This is a genomic window from Glaciibacter superstes DSM 21135, assembly GCF_000421145.1.
GTDB classification, from domain to species: domain Bacteria; phylum Actinomycetota; class Actinomycetes; order Actinomycetales; family Microbacteriaceae; genus Cryobacterium; species Cryobacterium superstes.
Map to the genome: position 1 here is coordinate 83,272 of NZ_ATWH01000005.1, position 19,316 is coordinate 102,587.

15 protein-coding genes are annotated in these 19,316 nt (G+C 64.6%); 6 read left to right on the plus strand and 9 right to left on the minus strand.

Annotated features, from left to right (window positions below; all coding sequences use genetic code 11):
• The first annotated feature begins 35 nt into the window (after positions 1-35).
• The 3 genes from K323_RS0108030 to K323_RS24995 are packed head-to-tail and all read left to right on the plus strand — an operon-like array spanning position 36 to position 2,757.
• Positions 36-233: a ferredoxin gene (locus tag K323_RS0108030; RefSeq protein ID WP_022884766.1), complete on the plus strand. Its 198-nt coding sequence runs from the start codon at positions 36-38 to the stop codon at positions 231-233.
• On the plus strand, positions 230-1,492 hold the full coding sequence (locus K323_RS24990) for an NAD(P)/FAD-dependent oxidoreductase (protein WP_022884767.1): 1,263 nt from the start codon (positions 230-232) through the stop codon (positions 1,490-1,492). The genes K323_RS0108030 and K323_RS24990 overlap by 4 nt, the downstream gene beginning before the upstream one ends.
• Positions 1,489-2,757, plus strand: a complete 1,269-nt coding sequence (locus K323_RS24995; protein WP_022884768.1) for a cytochrome P450 — start codon at positions 1,489-1,491, stop codon at positions 2,755-2,757. The genes K323_RS24990 and K323_RS24995 overlap by 4 nt, the downstream gene beginning before the upstream one ends.
• A 134-nt stretch (positions 2,758-2,891) precedes the next feature.
• On the opposite strand, the gene K323_RS0108045 is transcribed toward K323_RS24995, so the two are convergent.
• The 5 genes from K323_RS0108045 to K323_RS0108065 form a co-directional block, all read right to left on the minus strand.
• Positions 2,892-5,606, minus strand: a complete 2,715-nt coding sequence (locus K323_RS0108045) for a hypothetical protein (RefSeq protein ID WP_157509387.1) — start codon at positions 5,604-5,606, stop codon at positions 2,892-2,894.
• Positions 5,607-5,721: 115 nt separating this feature from the next.
• Entirely contained in the window at positions 5,722-7,194 is a 1,473-nt protein-coding gene (locus K323_RS0108050; RefSeq protein ID WP_022884770.1) for an ABC transporter substrate-binding protein, read from the minus strand.
• 147 nt (positions 7,195-7,341) lie between these two features.
• Positions 7,342-8,190: a carbohydrate ABC transporter permease gene (locus K323_RS0108055; protein WP_084697126.1), complete on the minus strand. Its 849-nt coding sequence runs from the start codon at positions 8,188-8,190 to the stop codon at positions 7,342-7,344.
• A gap of 35 nt (positions 8,191-8,225) precedes the next feature.
• Complete coding sequence (locus tag K323_RS0108060) at positions 8,226-9,194, minus strand: carbohydrate ABC transporter permease (protein ID WP_022884772.1); 969 nt, start codon at positions 9,192-9,194, stop codon at positions 8,226-8,228.
• 174 nt (positions 9,195-9,368) lie between these two features.
• Positions 9,369-12,677, minus strand: coding sequence for a family 78 glycoside hydrolase catalytic domain (locus tag K323_RS0108065; protein WP_022884773.1), 3,309 nt, complete (start codon positions 12,675-12,677; stop codon positions 9,369-9,371).
• Positions 12,678-12,891: 214 nt separating this feature from the next.
• On the opposite strand from K323_RS0108065, the gene K323_RS0108070 reads away from it, so the two are divergent.
• Positions 12,892-13,881, plus strand: a complete 990-nt coding sequence (locus K323_RS0108070) for a LacI family DNA-binding transcriptional regulator (protein ID WP_169515627.1) — start codon at positions 12,892-12,894, stop codon at positions 13,879-13,881.
• Positions 13,882-14,151: 270 nt separating this feature from the next.
• On the opposite strand, the gene K323_RS0108075 is transcribed toward K323_RS0108070, so the two are convergent.
• The 4 genes from K323_RS0108075 to K323_RS0108090 form a co-directional block, all read right to left on the minus strand.
• On the minus strand, positions 14,152-15,003 hold the full coding sequence (locus tag K323_RS0108075) for an ABC transporter permease (protein ID WP_022884775.1): 852 nt from the start codon (positions 15,001-15,003) through the stop codon (positions 14,152-14,154).
• Entirely contained in the window at positions 15,000-15,980 is a 981-nt protein-coding gene (locus tag K323_RS0108080) for a daunorubicin resistance protein DrrA family ABC transporter ATP-binding protein (RefSeq protein ID WP_022884776.1), read from the minus strand. Before K323_RS0108080 ends, K323_RS0108075 begins: the two co-directional genes overlap by 4 nt.
• A 32-nt stretch (positions 15,981-16,012) precedes the next feature.
• The gene (locus K323_RS0108085) at positions 16,013-16,858 is read right to left on the minus strand and encodes a DUF4097 family beta strand repeat-containing protein (protein WP_022884777.1); all 846 of its coding nucleotides are present in this window, start codon (positions 16,856-16,858) and stop codon (positions 16,013-16,015) included.
• A 104-nt stretch (positions 16,859-16,962) separates the two neighbouring features.
• On the minus strand, positions 16,963-17,463 hold the full coding sequence (locus tag K323_RS0108090; RefSeq protein WP_022884778.1) for a hypothetical protein: 501 nt from the start codon (positions 17,461-17,463) through the stop codon (positions 16,963-16,965).
• Between the two features lie 141 nt (positions 17,464-17,604).
• Here K323_RS0108090 and K323_RS0108095 point away from each other — a divergent pair, with 141 nt between their 5' ends.
• Positions 17,605-17,895, plus strand: coding sequence for a hypothetical protein (locus tag K323_RS0108095; protein WP_245570948.1), 291 nt, complete (start codon positions 17,605-17,607; stop codon positions 17,893-17,895).
• Positions 17,896-18,058: 163 nt separating this feature from the next.
• The gene (locus tag K323_RS0108100) at positions 18,059-19,255 is read left to right on the plus strand and encodes a Fic family protein (protein WP_026851405.1); all 1,197 of its coding nucleotides are present in this window, start codon (positions 18,059-18,061) and stop codon (positions 19,253-19,255) included.
• The last annotated feature ends 61 nt before the right edge of the window (positions 19,256-19,316 follow it).

A 19,316-nucleotide genomic window follows, 5' to 3' on the forward strand; every position in this document is an offset into this window, starting at 1 on the left:
CGCCATTGTGCGGCCAGCGCAACAGGAGGACAGTGATGAAGATCAGCGCCGACACGGCGACCTGCATCGGTGCGGGGCAGTGTGCTCTCGTCGCCGGCGATCTGTTCGATCAGGATGACGACGGTATCGTCGTACTCCTGGGCGACGAGCCTGCCGAGTCTCAGTACGTGATCGCTCGCCGCGCGGCATCTTTGTGTCCTGCACGCGCGATCACCATCACCGAGTCGGCGTGAACAAGACTTCGGGCGCAGGTGTCGTCATCGTCGGTGCGTCGCTGGCCGGCCTGACGACGGCGGAGGGGCTGCGCAGCGAAGGTTACGCCGGCCCACTCACCCTGGTCGGCGAAGAAGACCGGATGCCGTATAACCGACCGCCGCTGTCGAAACAGGTGCTCGCCGGAACGTGGGGCATCGACCAAACGACGATGAGCGAGGCCGACCAATTGGAACGCCTCGGCGTGCAGCACCTGCGCGCCCACCGTGCGACGGCCGTCGATGTCGCGGCCCGCACCGTCACCGTCGGCGGCGTTGCAGAGCCGTTCGAACATCTCGTGGCGGCAACGGGTGTGACTGCCCGGCGACTGCTGAATTCGCACGGCGTGCGGGGCATCCATTCCCTCCGCACAGCCGACGATGCACTGGCGCTGCAGCAGGATCTGGGCGATGCCGGCCAGGTTGCCGTTCAGGTCGCGGTCGTCGGCGCCGGTGTGCTCGGTTGCGAGATTGCCTCGGCCGTTCGCAGCGCCGGACACCATGTAACGCTCATCGGGCGATCCGCGAAGGCACGATTCGGCCAGACCGGAGGACATCTCTCGGCCATGATTGCCGAGCTCCTACGTGAGAACGGCGTACGGATGCGTGTGGGCGTCGACGTCGACGAGATCGAGAGCCGAGACGCAGACGGTCACAAAACCGTGTCCGCGCTGCGGCTGTCGGACGGGTCGGTCGTTCCCGCAGACGTTGTCGTCGTTGCCATCGGCTGTTCGCCCGCCGTTGACTGGCTTGCCGGCACCGGCATCGACATCTCCGACGGTGTGCTGTGCGACGCGAACGGCGTCGCGGCGCCGAACATCTACGCCGTCGGCGACGTCGCTCGCTGGCTCGACCCGGTCACCGGTGAAGCGCGTCGCGTTGAACACCAGGCCACGGCCATCGAGCAGGCGCACGCCGTCGCGCGGCTGATCGTGACCGGAGAGCGGACCGCACCGATCGTCCCGTTGTTCTGGTCGGAGCTTTTCGGCAATCGCATCCTGGTGCACGGGCGCCTCGATCCGAACCTCCCGCTTACCGTGTTGGCCGGCGACCCGGCCGAGCGCCGATTCGTGGCCGCGACCATCCTGCGAGGACAACCCACCGGCCTCGTCGGCTGGAACATGCCCCGCGAATTCCGTCAGGAACGTGCACGACTTGTTCAGCACGTTGTCCAACAACCAGTCGAGGCCACCGAAGCCGTGAAAGGAAGCGAAATCGTGAAAGAAGGCATGGTCGCATGACAGATTCGACCTCCGTATCGACGCCAGCAGTATCGATGCCCGCCACCTCGCCGCCCGCCACCTCGCCGCCCGCCGTGGCCCGCTGCCCGCACCACGACATCCGTACGATTCCGACGGACGGCACTCCACTTACTCCCTCGCCCACTCTCGCCAAGTGGCGTGAGGAGGCCGCGGCAACGCCCCTGCACTACACAGACGGCCACGAAGGCTGGATCGTGACTCGTCACGAGCTCGCGCGCCTCGTGCTCGAAGACAGTCGGTTCAGCCAGCGTCCATCTCGCATGCCAGGCGAACTACGAGTGGACGGCGACAATGAGCCCGATATCGACGACGAGGCGCTCGCGGCGATGGAAGTCGCGAACCTACTGGCACTCGACTCGCCCCAGCACGCCCGCGTCAGACGAGCAATCCTTGGCCGATTCTCGGTGCGCGCGGTGCGCGGATACGAGGCCGACGTCGCAGCCATCATCGCTGCCCAGCTCGAACACCTGAAGGCACAAGGGTCGCCTGCCGATCTGACGGAACACTTCGCAGTACCCATTTCGGCGGCGGTCCACTGTCGTGTTCTCGGGATTCCCTCGAGCCACGCCGAGCAGTTCACGACGCTCTTCGTCGGCACGGCGACCACGCAACAGAAGATGGTGTTCGTTCGTGAGGTGCTCGCCATCAAGCGTGCGAACCTCGGCGGCGACGTGCTCAGCGAGCTGATTCGTTCCGACCTGACCGATGCCGAGGTTGCCGGTGTGACCCACGTGCTCTTCACGTCTGGCCGCGATTCGGTTGCCTACATGATCGCCACGACAACGGTCGCGCTGCTCTCACATCCCGATCAGCTGGTAGCCCTGCGGGACGACCCGACACTGATCACCGGTGCCATCGAAGAGTTCATGCGGTACGGGGCGATGTTCATCACGCTCTTCGCTCGCACGGCCACAGAAGACGTTGACTTCGGCGACGTGCACATCGACAAGGGCGACTCCGTCTCGGTGTCGCCGGTGGCGGCGAACCACGATGATCGGCGTTTCGAGAATCCCGACGATTTCGACATCACGCGGGATGCATACGGCCACCTGGGATTCGGGCATGGCATCCACGGATGCGTCGGTCAGCAACTCGCGCGCCTCGAGATCCGTCAGGCGATCACGCAGATGTTGGCCGGTCTGCCTGGCCTCTACCTCGCCCGGGCGGAGCAGAACGAGCCGATGCCGTTCGCTAACCCCGTCGCGACCTACGAGGCCGGGTCGGTCTTCGTCGGGTGGCACTGATCGTCAGTGGCACCGGGGCCAGCCGTCGCGCGTGCGGCCAAATCGTTGGTCTGACCGAATGAGCCCGCGCGCTCAGACCGACGATTTGCCCGCACGGATGCGACGGCGAACGCGCCCCCGCACCCTGCGTCGGCCTACTGAATGGTGACCTGGTCGACGAATGCCGTGTTGTCACCGGCGTTCGCGCCCCTGAACTGGATGGTGTGCGTGCCAGCCGTGGTCGTGAAGGCGGGCGAGGTGAACGTCTGGAACGCCCCGGTCGACGGTGGAACGAACGCCGAAGTGTTGACCTTGGTGCCATCGATGTAGAGGTCGAGTGCCTGTGCACCGCCATTGTTCTTGCGTTGTGCGAGCGAGAATTTCACCGTGTGGGATCCTGCAGAAAGATTCAGCGCCTGTGACGCGGAGTTCGTTCCCTGGATGAACGCCGTCTGCTGGCCATCTGGCGCGCGCTGCGTGCCGCTGAACGGACTCGTGTTGCGCTGCACCCCCGCTGATCCGGCGAATTGCCACACCCCAGCGGGTTCGTACGTGTAGAAGGTCGTCGACGGGTCCTCGAAGCTCCCATTGAGCAGCCGATTCGCGTAGAGCGCGCCGCTTCCGGAAACCACGACACTGTCGATGTTGGCGCCTCCGACCGCGTCGATCGGGTCGATCCGCAACAACCTGATCTCGCCGGTCCACAGCGGGTTGGATGCCATATCGACGGTGTAGGTCGTGTAACCGCTGTTCGGCTCCACCGCGAAGGCCACGGACTTCGTTTCGCTTGCCCCAGGCGACGACGGAGTGGTGAAGTAGATCCTCCCCGTTGCGCTGGTGGTCGCGTTGCTCATCCTGACGGTCACCGTCGTCGCAGACGCTGCATCGAGATGCAGCTGGTCAGGTGACTCGATTCGCGGATCGGTTCCGGTCGACGTGAGGTTGAGCGCACTCAGATCCGCGCCCTCCTCGGTCGTCGACGTTGCACCCCAGACCTTCCACCGGCCTTCCTGGCCGCTGTTGAAACCCCAGTTGTATGCCTCACCAGGATTCGAGGTGTACGCGACGCTCGGAGTCCAGCTCGCCTTGTCGTTCGACGACTCTCCGTTCTCGTTCGTCTCGAAACGAAGCACGTCCCCCGCGTTCACCGCAACATTGTCGAGCACGTACCCGACTCCGGTGTACTCGTCTCCGGCTGCAACTGTCTGGGCGCCGCCGGTCGGCCAGATGGGCGTGCCGTTCATGGTGATCCTGGCCAGGATTCCGTTGCCCTGCCCGGTGTTGTCAGACTTGAGGATGCGCCCGCGCAGGCTCACCGCGCCACTGACCGGAGCCGTCCACGCCCTGGCGACCCAGCCGTCCGATGTGAAACCGGGATGCTGGTCGAACCGGGTGATCTCAGGCGCGTTCTGCCCCGCAGGGGTCCATTTCTCTGCCCCCTCGTTGTAGACCAGATCAGAATAGGCCGCACCGTCGAAGGACTGGTACGACCAGCCGTTCAGACCCTGGATGCCGCTGAAATCGGCCGCGGAGAAATACGCGTTGCCCGATCCGTTGGAGAGCGTCTGGTTGTTCGTCGTCGTGAAGCCGGTGAAACCGTTGCCCTGGTCGAACAGGAAGTTCGAGTTGATGTTGATGTTGTCTTTGATCGTGCCCGTGATCGGCGACGCGGCGCCCACCTGATTGAGGACCAGAATCGGCCCATAACCCTTCGTGACCCCGTTGTTGATCATCAGGTTGGACGACGACTCGTTGTTCGTCGAGTAGTCGCCGGGGCGGTTACCGAGCTTCAGGAACGACATCGCTGACCCCGGGGTGTTCGCGAACAGAGAGTTGCGAGCCCGCACATTGTTGTTGAGGATTTCGAAGTCGAGCGCGTTCTCGTCGTTCGAACCGGTGCTCGTGACATTGGTGACCATGGAGTTGACGAACGTGACGTCTTCCAGGTGGCCGAGGATCACGGCCGTCGTGCCGCCGACATGGTGGCAGGGCGTCTCGTTGTTCAGGGACGAGTTCATGACCACCGCGTGCTTGACGGTGAAGAGACGGAGCGCTTCGTCGCATCCCCAGTCGTTGTCGTGGCTGGCCAAGTGATTGATGACGACATCCTGCACCATATTGGCGCCAGCGCCGCCGCTTCCGCCGACGTTGGATTCCACCTGCTGCATCTGCCCGAGCATGTCGATACCGATGGTGTTGAGATTGTGGGTGCCGGTGATGTCGTCCATCCGCACGCCCTTGAGAAAGTAGTCGGTCGACGAGAACGTGGTGTATTTGCCGGTGATCTGGATGCCAGACGAGTTGCGCACATTGTCGGCCAGTGCGCTGGGCACCGGCTTGTCGACGACGCCATCGGTGAAGAAGATGAGGCCCTTGATGTCGTGCGCGTAGATATCCGTGAAGCGCAGCCCGTTGTGCCCGAGGGTGTCGTAATAGGCGAGGATGCCCGACGCCGCGTTGGAGACTTCGAGGTGGCTGAAGCTCCAGTAGTCACCGTTGACGAGCTTGATGACGCGGTCGTCTACCGACCCGTTGCGCATGATCTTCGGATTTGCACCGCTGCCGTATGCGCTGACGGATATACCGTTCGCCGCGGTTCCGGAACCCGTGAGATTCATCTGCTGGTTCCAGGTGGCCCCCTTCGCAAGGAGGATCGCATCGCCTGGCCCGAACGCTCCGTGTGAGTTGATCGGATTGAACGTGCACCAGGGTTGCGCCTGCGTCGCGGCACCAGAGTCGCTGCAGTTCGAGCCGGCCTGATTGTTGACGTAATACGTCGCGCCGGCCGCCCACGCCGGCTGGCTGATCCCGCTCAAGGCGAGCGTGGCAAGGGACGTGGCGGTCAGAACCGCAATCATTCTTCGCTTCATGGCATTCCTCTTCTTCGTTGAAGTCGGTGTCGGTGTGGGGCAGGGTGTCGCCGGTCGTGCAGAAGGGCGGGCCCCGTCGGGGCCCGCCCCACATGCAGGTGGTGCTAGGTGCGGCTTACTGCGCCGCCCACGGCTCCGTCCACTTGCCATCGACTGCCTGCTCTTTAGACCAGGCAATGGCGTTGTCGTTCATCTTCACGAGCTGCTCATCCAGCGACGTCGTGCCGAGGAGATAGCCGGTGCGCGTGTTCTCGGCCGAGACCGCCTTCGGTCCGCGCCACAGGCCACCGTTCTGGCCGCCGAGAGACACGGTCGCCCAGACACCTTCGTTCATCGCTTCGAGTCCGGGAGGTGCCGTCAGAGCGGTCACGGCTGGAATGCCGCCGGTCTCGTCGAGCCAGGTCTGAACCTTGGGGCTGGAGACGTACTGCAGGAAGGTGAGGGCCGCGTCGAGCTGCTTGCCCTCGATGTAGGCGGGGATCATGTAACCGGTGCCACCGTTGCTGACACCGAATTGGGCCGGCTCGCCGGTCGCCAGGTCAGAGTCGCTCGTGGAGACTGTCGGGAACGGCACCGTGCCGTAGTCGAAGTCGACCTCCCCGAGCTGGCTGGTTGCGAAGTTCGTTCCCCAGGCCATGGCCGCCTTGCCTCCGGGAAACTCTGTTCCACCGGTGAACGCGCCCTCAGACTTGATGCCAGACCAGTTCGGGGTTGCACACTCGTCGTAGAGCTTCTTGAGCAACTCGAGAGTCGCGGCGAACCCGGGGTCGCTCGTCATGTTGAGCTCGTCGGTGAGGTAGCCATGGGCGACGCTCTTGATGGTCACCGGAGAACTGGTGCCCGCTTCGCCGTCTGCACCGAACTGGTTCACCGCTTCGGTCTCCGGCACGAGCAGCATTGACGACAAGGCTGTCGTCGCCCAGCCGACTGGCAGGTTTCCGTTGTCTGTTGCGAGTGGGGTGTACCCGGCGTCCTTGATGTCGCCACACGCCTGGGTGAACCCGTCGAACGTCTTCAGGTCTTCCACCTCGACCCCGGCCTCCTTGAGGATGTCTTCGTTGAAGTAGATGCCGACAGAGACCAGGTTGAATGGGATCGACTCATAATTGCCCGCCACGTTCGCGCCCAGGCGATCCTCACCGCCGAAGTACTCCGGGTTGAAGTCCTCGATCCACGGCTTGCCGGTGTCGGAGAACTCGTTCGGCTTCTGAACGGCGTCATCGAGCGAGACGACCTGCTCTGGCGTGTGCTGCGTCTGGTTGAAGATCAGCTCTGGCGCGGTGCCGGCCGTCAGCTGGGCAGCGGCTGTCTGCGACCACGAGCTGAGTGGCAGCACGTTGGTCTTCACCGTGATGTCTGGGTTGTCTTTCTCGAATGCCGCGATCAGGTCGTCCCACGCCGGGCCGAACGTCTTGGTGTCACTCGTGAACTGGTTGGGACCGGAGAGGGTGATGGTCACCTTGTCCGAGTCGCCCGACGCCGCCGGTGTGCATCCGGCCAGCGCGACCATGGTGCCGAGTGCGGCCACAGACGCGACTGCGGCCAGGCCGACTCGCCTCGGTCGCAACGTCTTCGTTGTCTCTAGCATGCTTCCTCATTTCTTGGGTGTTGCAGGATTTCGTTGGTGGTTCGGTAGTGCTGATGTGTGAATCAGGTGCCTGGTAAATCGTTTCAATCGCGATCCGAAAGGGACCGCTCCATCGTCGCCCGCCGAAATCCAGGGGGCAGGCGCGGCTCAGTGGGCGCCGGGCACACCCCCCTGGACTCCGGCGAGGAAATACTTCGACAGGAAAGTGAAGAGGAGAACCAGCGGCAGGCTGGCAATCAGGTAGCCGGCCATCAGCGGGCCGTAGTCTGTCGCATTCTGGCCCTGGAAGAACTGCAGTCCGACCGACACCGTGCGCAGGCTGTTGTCGGAGATCACCAGCAACGGCCAGAAGAAGTCGTTCCAGACTTCGCTGACCGTGATCAGCGAGATCGTTCCGAGCACCGGCAGCGAGAGCGGAAGCATGACCGAACGGTACATTCGCACTCCGCTGGCCCCATCGAGGCGGGCCGCATCGAACAGCGTCTGCGGAATGCCCTCCACGAAGTTGCGAATCAGGATGGTGCCGAGCACACTGCCGCCCACCGTGTACGGAATCACCAGAACGATGTAAGTGTTGAGCAGCCCCAGGTCTTTCATGATGATGAAGAGTGGGATCAAGTTGGCCAGGCCAGGCACCATCATGAGCACGAGCACGGCGCCGTAGATGAAACCCCGGCCGGCGAACCGATACCGCGCAAGCACAAAGCCCGAGATCGATGCGATCAACAGGATGAGCGCGATGGAGATCGCCGCGACGATGGCCGTGTTGAAGAGGTACGGCTGGATCTGCTCCCAGGCGACCGCGTAGTTCTCGAAGTGCAGTGGGAACGAGACTTGCCAGAAGCTGTCGGCGAACTGCTGGTTCGTCTTCAGTGACGTGACGACCATGAACAGGTAGGGCGCAAGCGCGACAGCGGCGAAAGCGATCAGCACGGTCTTCAGGCCGATTTGCCGCTCCAGGCGTGACCTGCGTGGAGTTGCAGTGCCTGTGGTCATGCCTCCGGCACTCATCGTGCGGCTTTGGATGGTGGTCACATTGCACCCCCGTCGGCCGTTGACGAGCCGCGTTTGCGCGCCAGTACGACAACGGCGCTGATGATGATGGTGATAAGGAAGAGCGTGGTCGACAGGGCGGCGGAATAGCCCCAGTCGCCACCCTGGAAGGCCACATTGATCATGCGCAGGATGGGGACCATCGTGGCGTTGTCTGGGCCGCCGGCCGTGAGTATGTAGGCGACGAATCCGTATTGCAGGGTGCCGACGACCGCGAGGAACAGGAGGATGCGCACCTGGCTGGCCATGAGCGGAAGGTCGATCTGCCAGAACCTCGCGAATCGACCGACGCCGTCGAGCTGGGCTGCCTCGAGCACCTCTGTCGGAATGTTCTGCAGACTGGAGTAGAAGATCAAAAACGGCAGGCCGGCGATGAAGGGGAACCCGACGAAGAGCAGGGAAAGGAGTGCTGTGCTTTCCTGGCCTGTCCAGTTCTGCGCGAGTGCCTCAAGGCCGAGGGCCTTCAGCGTCTGGTTGATCACGCCGTCGTTCGGGCTGTAGAAGAAGCCCCAGACCAGCGCCGTGACCACACCGGGGAAGGCCATGGGAACGATGAGGAGCGTGCGCATGGTGAACTGCCAGCGCGCACTTCTCAGGGAGATCAGGAGCTCGGCCGCGAGCAGTGGGAACACCCACGAGACAACGGCGAACAGGAAGATCAAGCCGAGGTTTCTAAACGACGACCACCAGATCTGATCGCTGAACATGGTGATGTAGTTGCCGAAGCCGAGGAAGGTCGATTCTGCGGCCGGCTGCCAGTGGAAGAACGACCAGAAGATGGCCGAGACGGCCGGGTAGTACGCGAAATACCCGATGAAGACCGCGAGCGGCAGGAGTGCGAGATAGATCCACCAACGGATGACGACGCGCTTGCGCGGCCTGCTCCCTGTGGTGCGCGGTTCAGTCGAAGGGGGCATGAGCGAGGGGGCATCGAGTGTCACCACCATGTCAGCACCTCACCATCGAGTTTGAAACGCACGTGTTCGAAACAGCCGCGTTCGGAACAACCGCGTTTGAAACAGCCGCGTTCGAAACGGAATAAAACGTTTCACCATGATCTATCGAATGCATGGGGTGTGTCAAGTGCCCTCTTTGAAGAAATCGATTCATTCGATTTGTGCTCACCATGTGCGGGCCACGGTGCTGAAACCGACGTCGCTGAGGTGAAATCCAGCGCGGATGCCGTTCTCGCTCGGATAGACGGCCAGGGCATTGCCTTCTGGGTCGTCGCCGAACTCCAAACCGATCTCGATTGCGACAACCTCGATGTTCTCGTCGAGCCCCGCGGTGTCGACTGCCACCCGGTTCCAGCCCGCCGGCCAGCGCGTTGCGGAGTTGCCACGCGTCTCGCCGTTGCTCAGGTGCAGGAGGAGGAAGGGGGCGGCAACGCGCTCAGGGGCCGCAAGGCACTGGTCGACCAGCGCGTAGAAGAAGCTGACGCCGGCAAGCGGGAGTGGGGCGTGGGGCGTGAGAATCACGGTCGGGGCGAGGTCGTCGTGGCCTCGGTCGTGGCCGTCGACGCGGCCATCGGACGTCGCGACGATCTTGAGCACGGGATGGTCGGGCTGCTCGTGGGGAACGGGCATGCATCTGAGACGTTCGAGTGTCTTGATAGTCGGGGCGGCCCGGCCCGGTGCGAGGCGCGACTGTGTGAGAAGGCTGCGTGAGCCGACCACATCCGCCGCCGTCGGGGCATGGTGAGGGGTGGCTGGCGCTGTGTGTGGCGTTGTGTTCTCGAGCGCGGGTAGCCCGGCGCCGATCTCGGGCGTCCCGGCAGGCGGCCGGGCCGGTGTTTCGATGGTGACCAGGTGTCTGCCTGGCGGCAAGACGGCATCCGCTCGCCCGGCGATCACCAGTGTGCCCTCGCTGCCGGGCGGCACGGTGATCTCGATGCGCGTGGCCGACCCGGTGCGGGTATAGCTGATCGCCACCTCCCCGCGCACGGTCTCGGTGCGGAGGTCGAGCTTGGTGACGTCGTCGATGAACTGCGGTTCGAGTCGAAATTTCGAGTAGCCAGGTGCCGTCGGCCGCAGCCCGGCGAGGCCCTCCCAGGCCCAGGCGGCGAATGGGCCGCCGAGCCCCACGTGGTTGAGGGAACCGGTGCCGGTGTTGGTCGGGTCAATCCACCAGCATTCCCAGAACGTGCCTGGACCGGAGTTCAGCATGGCGCCGACGCCGGGCGCTTCCGGCTGCCCAAGGATGTCGTAGATCACCTGCGATTGGCCCCGCGCGGTGAGCGCCCGCACCACGCTGCGGGTCGTGGCGAAGCCGCTCGACACCCGGTTGCCCCGCTCCCTGACCAGTCCAACGAGCCGATCGCCGGCGCGCTGCGCGTCAGCGCCGGTCAGGATGCCGGCCTCGATGGCGACGGCGTACGACCCCTGTGAGCCGTTGCCGAACGTGCCGCTCGCCGGGTCGAAGAAGATGCGGCGAGCGGATGCGCGGAGCGCCTCGGCCGACTCGCGGCGGTGCGCGGCGGCATCCGTTTCACCTGTCGCGTCTTCGAGATCAGCCAGTGCAAGCAGGCAGTCGATCACGGCACCGGTGTGGTGAATGGGCGGCGGCGTCTGCTCGAGCGCCAGCCAGTCGTGGCCATAGCTGATGGGGGAGCGGGAGATGATGCCGTCTTCGTCGGCGCAGCGGAGCTGGAAGTCAGCCCACCTGCGCAACGTCGGAAGCGCCCGCCGAACCAGCCGAATGTCGCCGTAGTGCAGCAGATGGCCGAGCAGTATGCGATGCAGCGCCGACCCCCACACCGGGTCTGACGGCATGCGGCTCGCGTGCAGGTCGGGGGAGACCCCAGGCAACTGTCCGTCTGGCTGCTGGCTGGTCTCGAGATCGGCGATCCACTTGTCGAGGAACGCCCCGCTGTCGAAGGCCGCGAGCTCATATTCGGCAACGGATGCCGTGTCTCCCGTCCACGCTGCCTGTTCGCGGGTCGGGCAGTCTTCCGGAACGCCGTGCACGTTGTTCAGGAGCGTCCGGCTCGCCACGGCGAGCAGGCGGTCGATCGACGGGCTGTCGGTAGAAATGGAGCCGGACGGCGCCAGGTCGGTGTGCATCGAGTGCGCGGTGACGGTGACGATCGCGTCATCGGGAAGTCCGCGAACCTCAAGGTAGCGGAAGCCGTGGTAGGCGAACCACGGTTCATGCGTCTCGCCCGCCATGCCACTCGCCACGTATTCGACCAGCTGCCGATCACGGCCGTTGTCGTAGGGCATCGTGAGATTTGTCGTGTCGATATGACCGTCGTCGCCGATGTGCTCACCGTGCAGCACACGGATGACCGTGCCCTTCGGTACGTTCTGGTGCACGACGAGCTTCGAACGGCCAGCGATGTTCACTCCGACGTCGAACAGGCGGGAACCGCTCGTGCGGGCGATCTCGATCGGGGTGAAGGTGTCAACCGCGCGCAATGGCGGGGTCGGGTCTGAGGTGACGTCCTGCGGCGGGGTGGCGGGAGAGGTCGGCGCTGCCGCAGGTTCGAGGATCACGGGGTGCTGCGGGGGAGTGGGCTTCAGGGTGTTTGCGCTTGACGGTGTTGCTGCGCTTGACGGTGTGGCTGCGTCGTGGCGTTCGAGATAGAACGGCTCGTCGACCGTGACGACCGACGCGGTGACCTCGGAGTCGGCGCTGGGGCTCACCCTGGTGATGGAGCCGTCGTCGTGCCAGATCAGTAGCTCAGCGAGCAGTCTGGGTTGCTCGCCGGTGCGCGCCCATTCCCCCAGACCGGCGACGAAAGCCAGTGTGTTCTCGCCCGTGGCGTCGCCCGGCGCATTGAGCGATTCGGTGACGTCGTAGCTTCGGAAGAGGGCCCGAACGAAGTCCGTCCTCGTCGGATCCATCCGGTCTGGATTGATCACGGCCCCGTTGACCCAGGCCCGGATGACTCCCTGGCCGGTGAGGTACAGCCGCGCCCGCCTCACCGGCGCGTCGACCCGGAAGCGTGTCACGACGCGCGAGAGATGAGGAACCGACAGCCACTGTGCCTGCCAATCGGAGAAGTCGAACGGGCCGGTCTCCAAGCTCGAGTGCGCCCAGGGCGACCACTGTCCGTCACTCGTCACAGTGCGCACGCGCCAGTCGTACGCCGAATGCGGCTCGAGTTCACGACCGACGACCACCTCGGTGGCGCGTGAGCTGACAGTTCCTGAGCTCCATACCGGTCGGCTCGAGGTGACTTGGACTTCGAAGCCAAAGGTGCCCTGCGGTCCGACTTCGGGAGAGATCTTCCAGGTGAGAACGGGCGTCTTCGACGACACTGTCGGCACCAGATTCTCGCCGTGCGCCCGCAGGCCGGAGCGGCCGTCGGCCTGCAGCCCGACGGGAGCGCTGAGCTCGGTCGGCGCGCTGAGCTTGCTCGGGGCGCCGAGCTCTGGTGCGATGTGCGGCCTGGGCTCCGTTGCATCGGTGATGCTCGGTCGAATCATGTTCTGGTGTTTCCTCGTCAGATCGACGCCATTGTCAGCAGGTGCTGCACGCGGTGAAACGTATCACAGGTTTGCCACGAATTCGAGCGAATACATTGCCGTAGTATCAGTGCAGAGCGGTCAGTAATCGATATGATTGCCCGACAGTGACGTCCACTCGATCGATGGCGTCGCGCGAAACGCGGGAGCGATACTTTTGGTCAGCATTCGAGATGTGGCACAGCGGGCAGACGTGTCCATCGGCACGGTCTCCAAGTTCCTGAACACTCCGCAGCGGGTCGCGCCAGACACGAAGAAGCGCATCGGCAAGGCGATCCGCGACCTCGGTTACGTGCGCAACGAGGCCGCGCGACAACTCCGTGCAGGCGAGAGCAGAACCCTGGCGTTCGTGGCCCTCGAGCTGAATAATCCGTTCTTCGGCGATGTCGCCGATGCGATGGAGCGGCGGGCGGCCCAGAACGGGCTCTTCCTGTTCATCGTGAGCAGCAACGGCGACCCTGAGCGCGAGGGCCAGTACATCGAGATGTTCGTGCAGCAACGGGTCTTCGGCGTGATCCTTGCGTCGGGCATGACCAGGGAGCGCGAGCTCGAGCTGCTGTTCACACGACGAATACCGACTGTGCTGGTGGATGCGTATGGGGCGTCAAGCAGGTTCTCGTCGACATCCGTTGACGACTTTCTCGGTGCTGAGCGGGCCGTTCTGCACCTGATCGAACAAGGCTGTCGCTCGATTGCGTTTATCGGCGGTGAGGTGCAGATTCATCAGATTTCCGAGCGCTTGCGCGGGGCTCGCGCCGCCGTCGACGCGCACCCGGGAGTGCAACTCGAGGTCATCCCCACCGTGGAGCGGTCGGTGCACGCCGGCCTCGACGTCGGTGAGCAGCTGCTCGGCAGGGCGAGAAAGAATTGGCCAGACGGCATCTTCGCCGCGAACGACTCGCTCGCGATGGGAGTCATGCAGGCGATTTCATCCGGTTCAGACCTGCGCATCCCAGAGGACATCGCCGTCGTCGGCTACGACGACATCGATTTTGCCTCGTCGGCCGCTGTGCCGCTCTCGACGGTTCGGAGGCCTCGGGAGGTGTTCGGCCGGAGCGCCGTTGACCTCGTGAGAGACCAGGCGGACTCAAAGGAAGCACTGCCGGTGCGCAGCATCGTCATCCAGCCGGAGCTCATCGTGCGTGCGAGTTCGAAGCGACGCTGACGGGCCGCGGGTTCGCGACGGTCGCGGGGGTCGCGACGACGCGGGGTCGATGGGCTCGACAACCAGCCGCGCTCATCTCCACTTCCGCACACCCATCTCCCGTCATCCGATTGGATTCCCTTTACGCTGACGATATGTCGCCCTGCCTAGGGTCGCTTCTTCCGGATACCGTTCGACGGAGATTTTGCCCGAAGCGGTCCGAAGCGGCCGGTTTTCGGCTGGAATCCCGAGAATCTCCGTCGAACGGTATTGGGACTGGGTGGAGGGGGCTCAGCGCACCGACTTGCGCTCGTAGATGAGCATCGACCAGGAGTATCCGGCGACCGCGATGACGACAGCCCATCCGATCGCGAGCACCGGGTTCCAGCCAAGCGGGGTGCCGAGCAGCAGCCCGCGGATGGCCTCGATGAACGGGGTGAACGGCTGGTACTGCGCGAACCACGCCAGCCCAGCCGGCAGCGAGTCGGTCGGCACGAAGCCGCTGCCGAGGAGCGGCAGAAGCATCAGTATGAGCGGCAGGTTGCTCGCCGTCTCGACGGACTTCGACTGCATTCCCATGCCGACCGCGATCCAGGTGACCGCGAATGCGATGAGTGCGATCATGCCTACGGCGGCGATCCACTCGATGGGCGTGGCCGTCGGGCGGAAGCCGATCAGCAGGCCGACGCCGAGCACGAGGGCGACGGCGATCATCGCCTGGATGGTGTTGCCGAGCACGTGCCCGGCAAGCACAGAAGCCCTCGAGATCGCCATCGTGCGGAACCGCGCGGTGATCCCCTCCGTCATGTCCATGGAGACCGTCGTCGCTGTGCCGCCGGCGCTGCCCGCGATGGTGATCAGCAGGATGCCCGGCATGACGTACGCGAGATACGCCTCTCGCCCGCCGGCCGGGTCGACGCCGGGGAGGCCGGCGCCGAGTGTGCCGCCGAACACGAAGACGGTCAGCAGCAGGATCACCACCGGCCCCAGGATGGTGAACATCGACAGACCGGGGTAGCGCACCATGTGCAGCAGGTTGCGGCTCAGCATTGTGATCGAGTCGGCGACGACGTGCGATTGCCGGCTGGCTCCCAGGGCTGGGGTGCGCTGGGCGGCTGGGCGCTCGGGGCTCAGGGTGGTCATGGTTCGGTTCCCTTCATATCGACCCGGTCGGGCTGATCCTTCTTGCCGTTCTGATCTTTCTTACCGGTGAGGGCGAAGAACACGTCATCGAGATCCGGGGTATGGATGCTGAGGTCGTCGACCTCGAGTTTGGCCGCATCGAGGCGATCCAGTACGGCGCGCAGCGTACCGACCCCGCCATCGCTCGGCACGGTGAGCGCGAGTCCGGCGTCGTCGCGAGCGGACTCGTCGAGCAGTCGGGAGGCGCCGTCAAGGGTCGCGGCATCGGCGAACCGCAGCCGGAGGTGCCCGCCTGGCACGAGGCGCTTGAGCTCGTCTGGTGTTCCGTCGGCGACGATGCGGCCGCCGTCGAGCACCGCGATTCGGTCAGCGAGCTCGTCGGCCTCCTCGAGTTGCTGGGTGGTGAGCAGCACGGTCGTGCCCTCAGCGACCAGACTGCGCACAATGTCCCACATGGTGTGCCGGCTGCGCGGGTCGAGGCCCGTTGTCGGTTCGTCGAGGAAGATCACACTCGGTGTCGCCACGAGCGTCATCGCAAGGTCGAGGCGTCGGCGCATCCCACCGGAGTAGGTGGCGAGCGGCTTGCGGGCGGCCTCGACCAGGTCGAACTGCTCGAGCAGCTCGGTCACCCGCGCTTTCGAACGCTTCGCGCCGAGGTGACGCAGCCGGGCCATCAGCAGGAGGTTCTCCTCGCCGGTGAGCAGGCCGTCGACAGCCGAGAACTGACCGGTCAGGCCGATCACCGCCCGCACGCCGCCTGGATCGCGAACGACGTCGCATCCGTTCACCAGTGCCGTACCGCCGTCTGGCCGCACGAGAGTGGACAAAATGTGCACGGTCGTCGTCTTGCCTGCGCCGTTGGGGCCGAGCAGCGCGGTGACGGTGCCCGCGCCCACGCTGAGATCGATGCCGTCGAGCACCGTCTTGTCGCCGTATGACTTGCGAAGCCCGTGGGTTTCGATCGCTGGGGTGGTCATGCGTTTCATTCCTTTCTGTCGATGCGCCTGGGTCATTGGGCGCGCTGGATGGTGATATCGCCGTACTGGGTGCGCGCACGCACTGCGACGGTGTGCTCTGACTCCTCTGGAGCGCGGTCGCCATCGAGCTCATTGCGCACATGCCCGGACTTCGAGGAGAGGTCGAGCCAGGCGGGGACGCCGGGCTCGACGCCGATGGTGACCTGGCCGAAGCCGCTCTCGACCTGGATGGAACCGGCCCCGACCTCTCGCAGCTGGATGCTCCCGTACGCGGTCTTCGCTGTAACCGAGGCGAGTGACTTCGTGATCTCGAGGTCGCCGTATGAGAGCTTGGCGTCGAGGTCGCCGCCTGCTTCCCCGATCAGGATGGAACCGTGCGAAGCCTTGAGGATCGCGTCACCGGTGACCTTTCCGACCCGGATCTGACCGTGGTCGGCCGTGATCTCGATCCCACCCTTTGCGGTACCCACGGTCGCGTTGCCGTGCGAGGCTCGCAGCCACAGGTCGCCGACGCGGTCGACATCCACTGGGCCCATCGAGCATTTGATGCGGGTGGCGCCGAGGGGCCCGGCCGTGCGCAGGCCGCCGACCGAGATCTCGGCGGTGAGCCGCGATCCCGTTGGCAACTCGACCTTCACGTCGACGGACTCGGTCGGGCCGATGAAGTTGATCCTGGGCTTCGGGCCCGTGATGGTCACCCGCTGGCCGTCGAAGTCGACCTTGGTCTCCTCCGCGCCTCGGCGGTCGACGGCCTTTGCCGGGTTGGTGGGCGACACGGTCACGACCGTGTCGGTGCGGTCACTGGCGAAGACCTCGAGCGCGCCGACCTGCAGGTTGACGGCGAGGTCGATGGGGGTGGGGGTGTTGTAAGTGGGCATGCTGGCGCTCCCTTTCTGGGCTTGTGTGGGCGCTGTCGTCGGACCACGCGGGTGCGCGTGGCTGGTTCAGATCGTGGGGTTGGGCGTTCTACCCGGGTCTACGCCTAGCGCGCCCACCCTGCGAAGTTGTCGCCGGTGCGCAGCGTGCGCTGCGCCGATCGTCGTTGCTTGGGTTGGAGAGCGGTCGCAACCGCACGCACCAGCCAGGTGTTGACGGACAGTCCGTCGGCCGCGGCCGCGTCGTCCACCCGAGCCTTGAGGGCGTCAGGCAGACGGAGGGTCGTGCGTGAGGTGCTCGCGTCGCCTTGGTCGACGGATGCCGCGAGCCGCTCGGCAGTGTCAGTCTCGGTGTCGACTTCGGTGCTCGACTGGGTCACCACGAATTCCACCTCGCGTCCGCGCAGGCGTAGGTCAACTGAGCCGGGCGCGAGATCGCGGGTGATTTCGCCGGCCGCCGCCGACAGGGCGTCGAGCAGCACGAGCCGAGTTGCTGCATCCAGTCCGGCGGCGAGTCGCTCGGCGACGGCGCGAGTGTCTTCCGCGCCGAACGCCCCGGCATCCGCTAGCTGGCGTTGCAGGTCGATGACGTACTGTCCAAGTTCCATGGCACCATGGTGACACCATGATGGTGTCATGTCAAGCCTCCGTGGTGTCATTCTTCCTGCAGCCAACGCACGGACGGAACGTTTGGCGTTTCGCGGGCCACGTGCCTATGCTCGTTAATCATCGAACAAACATTCGAATCGATGAGAGAGCAAGGAGTCATCATGGTCACGCACGCAACCGACACCGTTGCGGTCTGGTTCGAGCGCAGCGTGCCGGTGCGCCTGGTCTGGGCTGGCATCCGTTTCACTGTCACCGACACGCCGACGCCGTTACGTGGCACGCTCGATTACCTCGACGATCGTGTCACACACGCGCCGGAGCCGATCATCGGTTGGCGGTTCCAGGGCACGAGTGAGCGTGGCGAGACGCATGTCTTCGACGTGCGCAAAACCGGCCGCGCTGAGTGGGAACTCGTCAGAATATACGACTGACGCGGGTTCGCGAGTGCGGCCAAATCATCGGTTTGAGCAATAAACCCACTCAAGCGAATTATGGGGTACCGACGATACTCATAAGATCTTGGCCTAACATTATGAGAAACTGCCATTTATCATAAAATGAAGCACGCGGATCCGAACCCCAGGGATGGTGCTCATGATCAGCCTGAATCCCTCCGCCGATTGGCCGCCGATCGGCAGCGAGACCGTCGAGTGGCCCAGTCGCTACGCTGCTCCGTCTGCTCTCGAGCGCTACAGCCCGCGACCGACGAGCTACCGCGCGGCCGTCCCGCCGCTCATCTCTGAGCGCGGAATCCCTCTCAGCCCGCAGCTCGCCGCACTCGCGCGAGCTGCGGAGAACGAACTCATCCGCTTCGATGCGTCGCTGAACGACGAGATGACGGGCTTCGCGCCCCTTCTGCTCCGGTCTGAGGCGGCAGCGTCTTCCCAGATCGAACACTTGATGGCCAGCGCGCGGGCCGTCCTCACCGCCGAGATCGGCGACACGAGTAAGCGGAATGCAACGGAGATCGTCGGTAATACCCGTGCGATGCAGTCCGCCCTCGAACTGGCCGGACAGCTCAGCCCCGACTCGGTCAGAGTGATGCACCGCGAACTCATGCGCGGCACGAATCACACGCCGGGCCAGTGGCGCACCGAGCCGGTCTGGATTGGCACCAGCGCCAGGAGCCCCGTGGGTGCGAGCTTCATCGCGCCCAGGCATGAGCGCGTGCCAGAGCTCATGGACGACGTCATGGCCTTTGCGCGACGAGATGACCTTCCGGTTCTCGCGCAAATTGCCCTCGCGCACGCACAGTTCGAGACGATCCATCCGTTCACCGACGGAAATGGCCGAACCGGGCGCGCGCTTGTGCAGGCGATGCTGCGCGGAAAGGACATCACGCGTTCTGTCACCGTGCCCGTTTCCGCGGGACTCCTGACGGACGTGAGCGCCTACCATGATGCGCTCACTTCGTACCGTGCCGGAGACCTGGAACCGATCGTGACACAGCTTGCGATTGCGTCCGACGATGCCATCCGCAACGCGAAAATACTCGTCGCTAAACTCCGTGATACAGCCGCCGCGTGGAACGAGAAGGCAATGCCGCGGCAGGGCTCCCAGCTCGCGCAGGTGCTCGAATACGCTGCACGGCAACCGGTGTTCACGGCGGCTTCCGTTGCCGCGAATCTCGGCATCGCGGCACCGAACATCTATCCACACCTGCATAGGCTCACCGACCTTGGCATTCTCAAACAGAAGGCGGAGTACAAGATCGGTCAGGTCTGGCGAGCCGACGACGTGCTTGCCTCCCTCGACCAGTTCGCCGAGCGGGCGGGGCGTCGATCCCTCTAGCACGGCGGCGGTTACGGCCGCTCGCGTGAGTGCGGCGCGGTCCGCGGGGCCGTGGTGACAC

Coding starts and splice junctions, on each gene's coding strand:
- K323_RS0108065 (WP_022884773.1), bottom strand. CDS start 12,677: ATGATTCGACCGAGCATCACCGATGCAACGGAGCCCAGGCCGCACATC.
- K323_RS0108085 (WP_022884777.1), bottom strand. CDS start 16,858: ATGCCCACTTACAACACCCCCACCCCCATCGACCTCGCCGTCAACCTG.
- K323_RS0108050 (WP_022884770.1), bottom strand. CDS start 7,194: ATGCTAGAGACAACGAAGACGTTGCGACCGAGGCGAGTCGGCCTGGCC.
- K323_RS24995 (WP_022884768.1), top strand. CDS start 1,489: ATGACAGATTCGACCTCCGTATCGACGCCAGCAGTATCGATGCCCGCC.
- K323_RS0108075 (WP_022884775.1), bottom strand. CDS start 15,003: ATGACCACCCTGAGCCCCGAGCGCCCAGCCGCCCAGCGCACCCCAGCC.
- K323_RS0108095 (WP_245570948.1), top strand. CDS start 17,605: ATGAGAGAGCAAGGAGTCATCATGGTCACGCACGCAACCGACACCGTT.
- K323_RS0108100 (WP_026851405.1), top strand. CDS start 18,059: ATGATCAGCCTGAATCCCTCCGCCGATTGGCCGCCGATCGGCAGCGAG.
- K323_RS0108080 (WP_022884776.1), bottom strand. CDS start 15,980: ATGACCACCCCAGCGATCGAAACCCACGGGCTTCGCAAGTCATACGGC.
- K323_RS0108030 (WP_022884766.1), top strand. CDS start 36: ATGAAGATCAGCGCCGACACGGCGACCTGCATCGGTGCGGGGCAGTGT.
- K323_RS0108045 (WP_157509387.1), bottom strand. CDS start 5,606: ATGAAGCGAAGAATGATTGCGGTTCTGACCGCCACGTCCCTTGCCACG.
- K323_RS0108090 (WP_022884778.1), bottom strand. CDS start 17,463: ATGGAACTTGGACAGTACGTCATCGACCTGCAACGCCAGCTAGCGGAT.
- K323_RS0108060 (WP_022884772.1), bottom strand. CDS start 9,194: ATGGTGGTGACACTCGATGCCCCCTCGCTCATGCCCCCTTCGACTGAA.
- K323_RS0108055 (WP_084697126.1), bottom strand. CDS start 8,190: ATGACCACAGGCACTGCAACTCCACGCAGGTCACGCCTGGAGCGGCAA.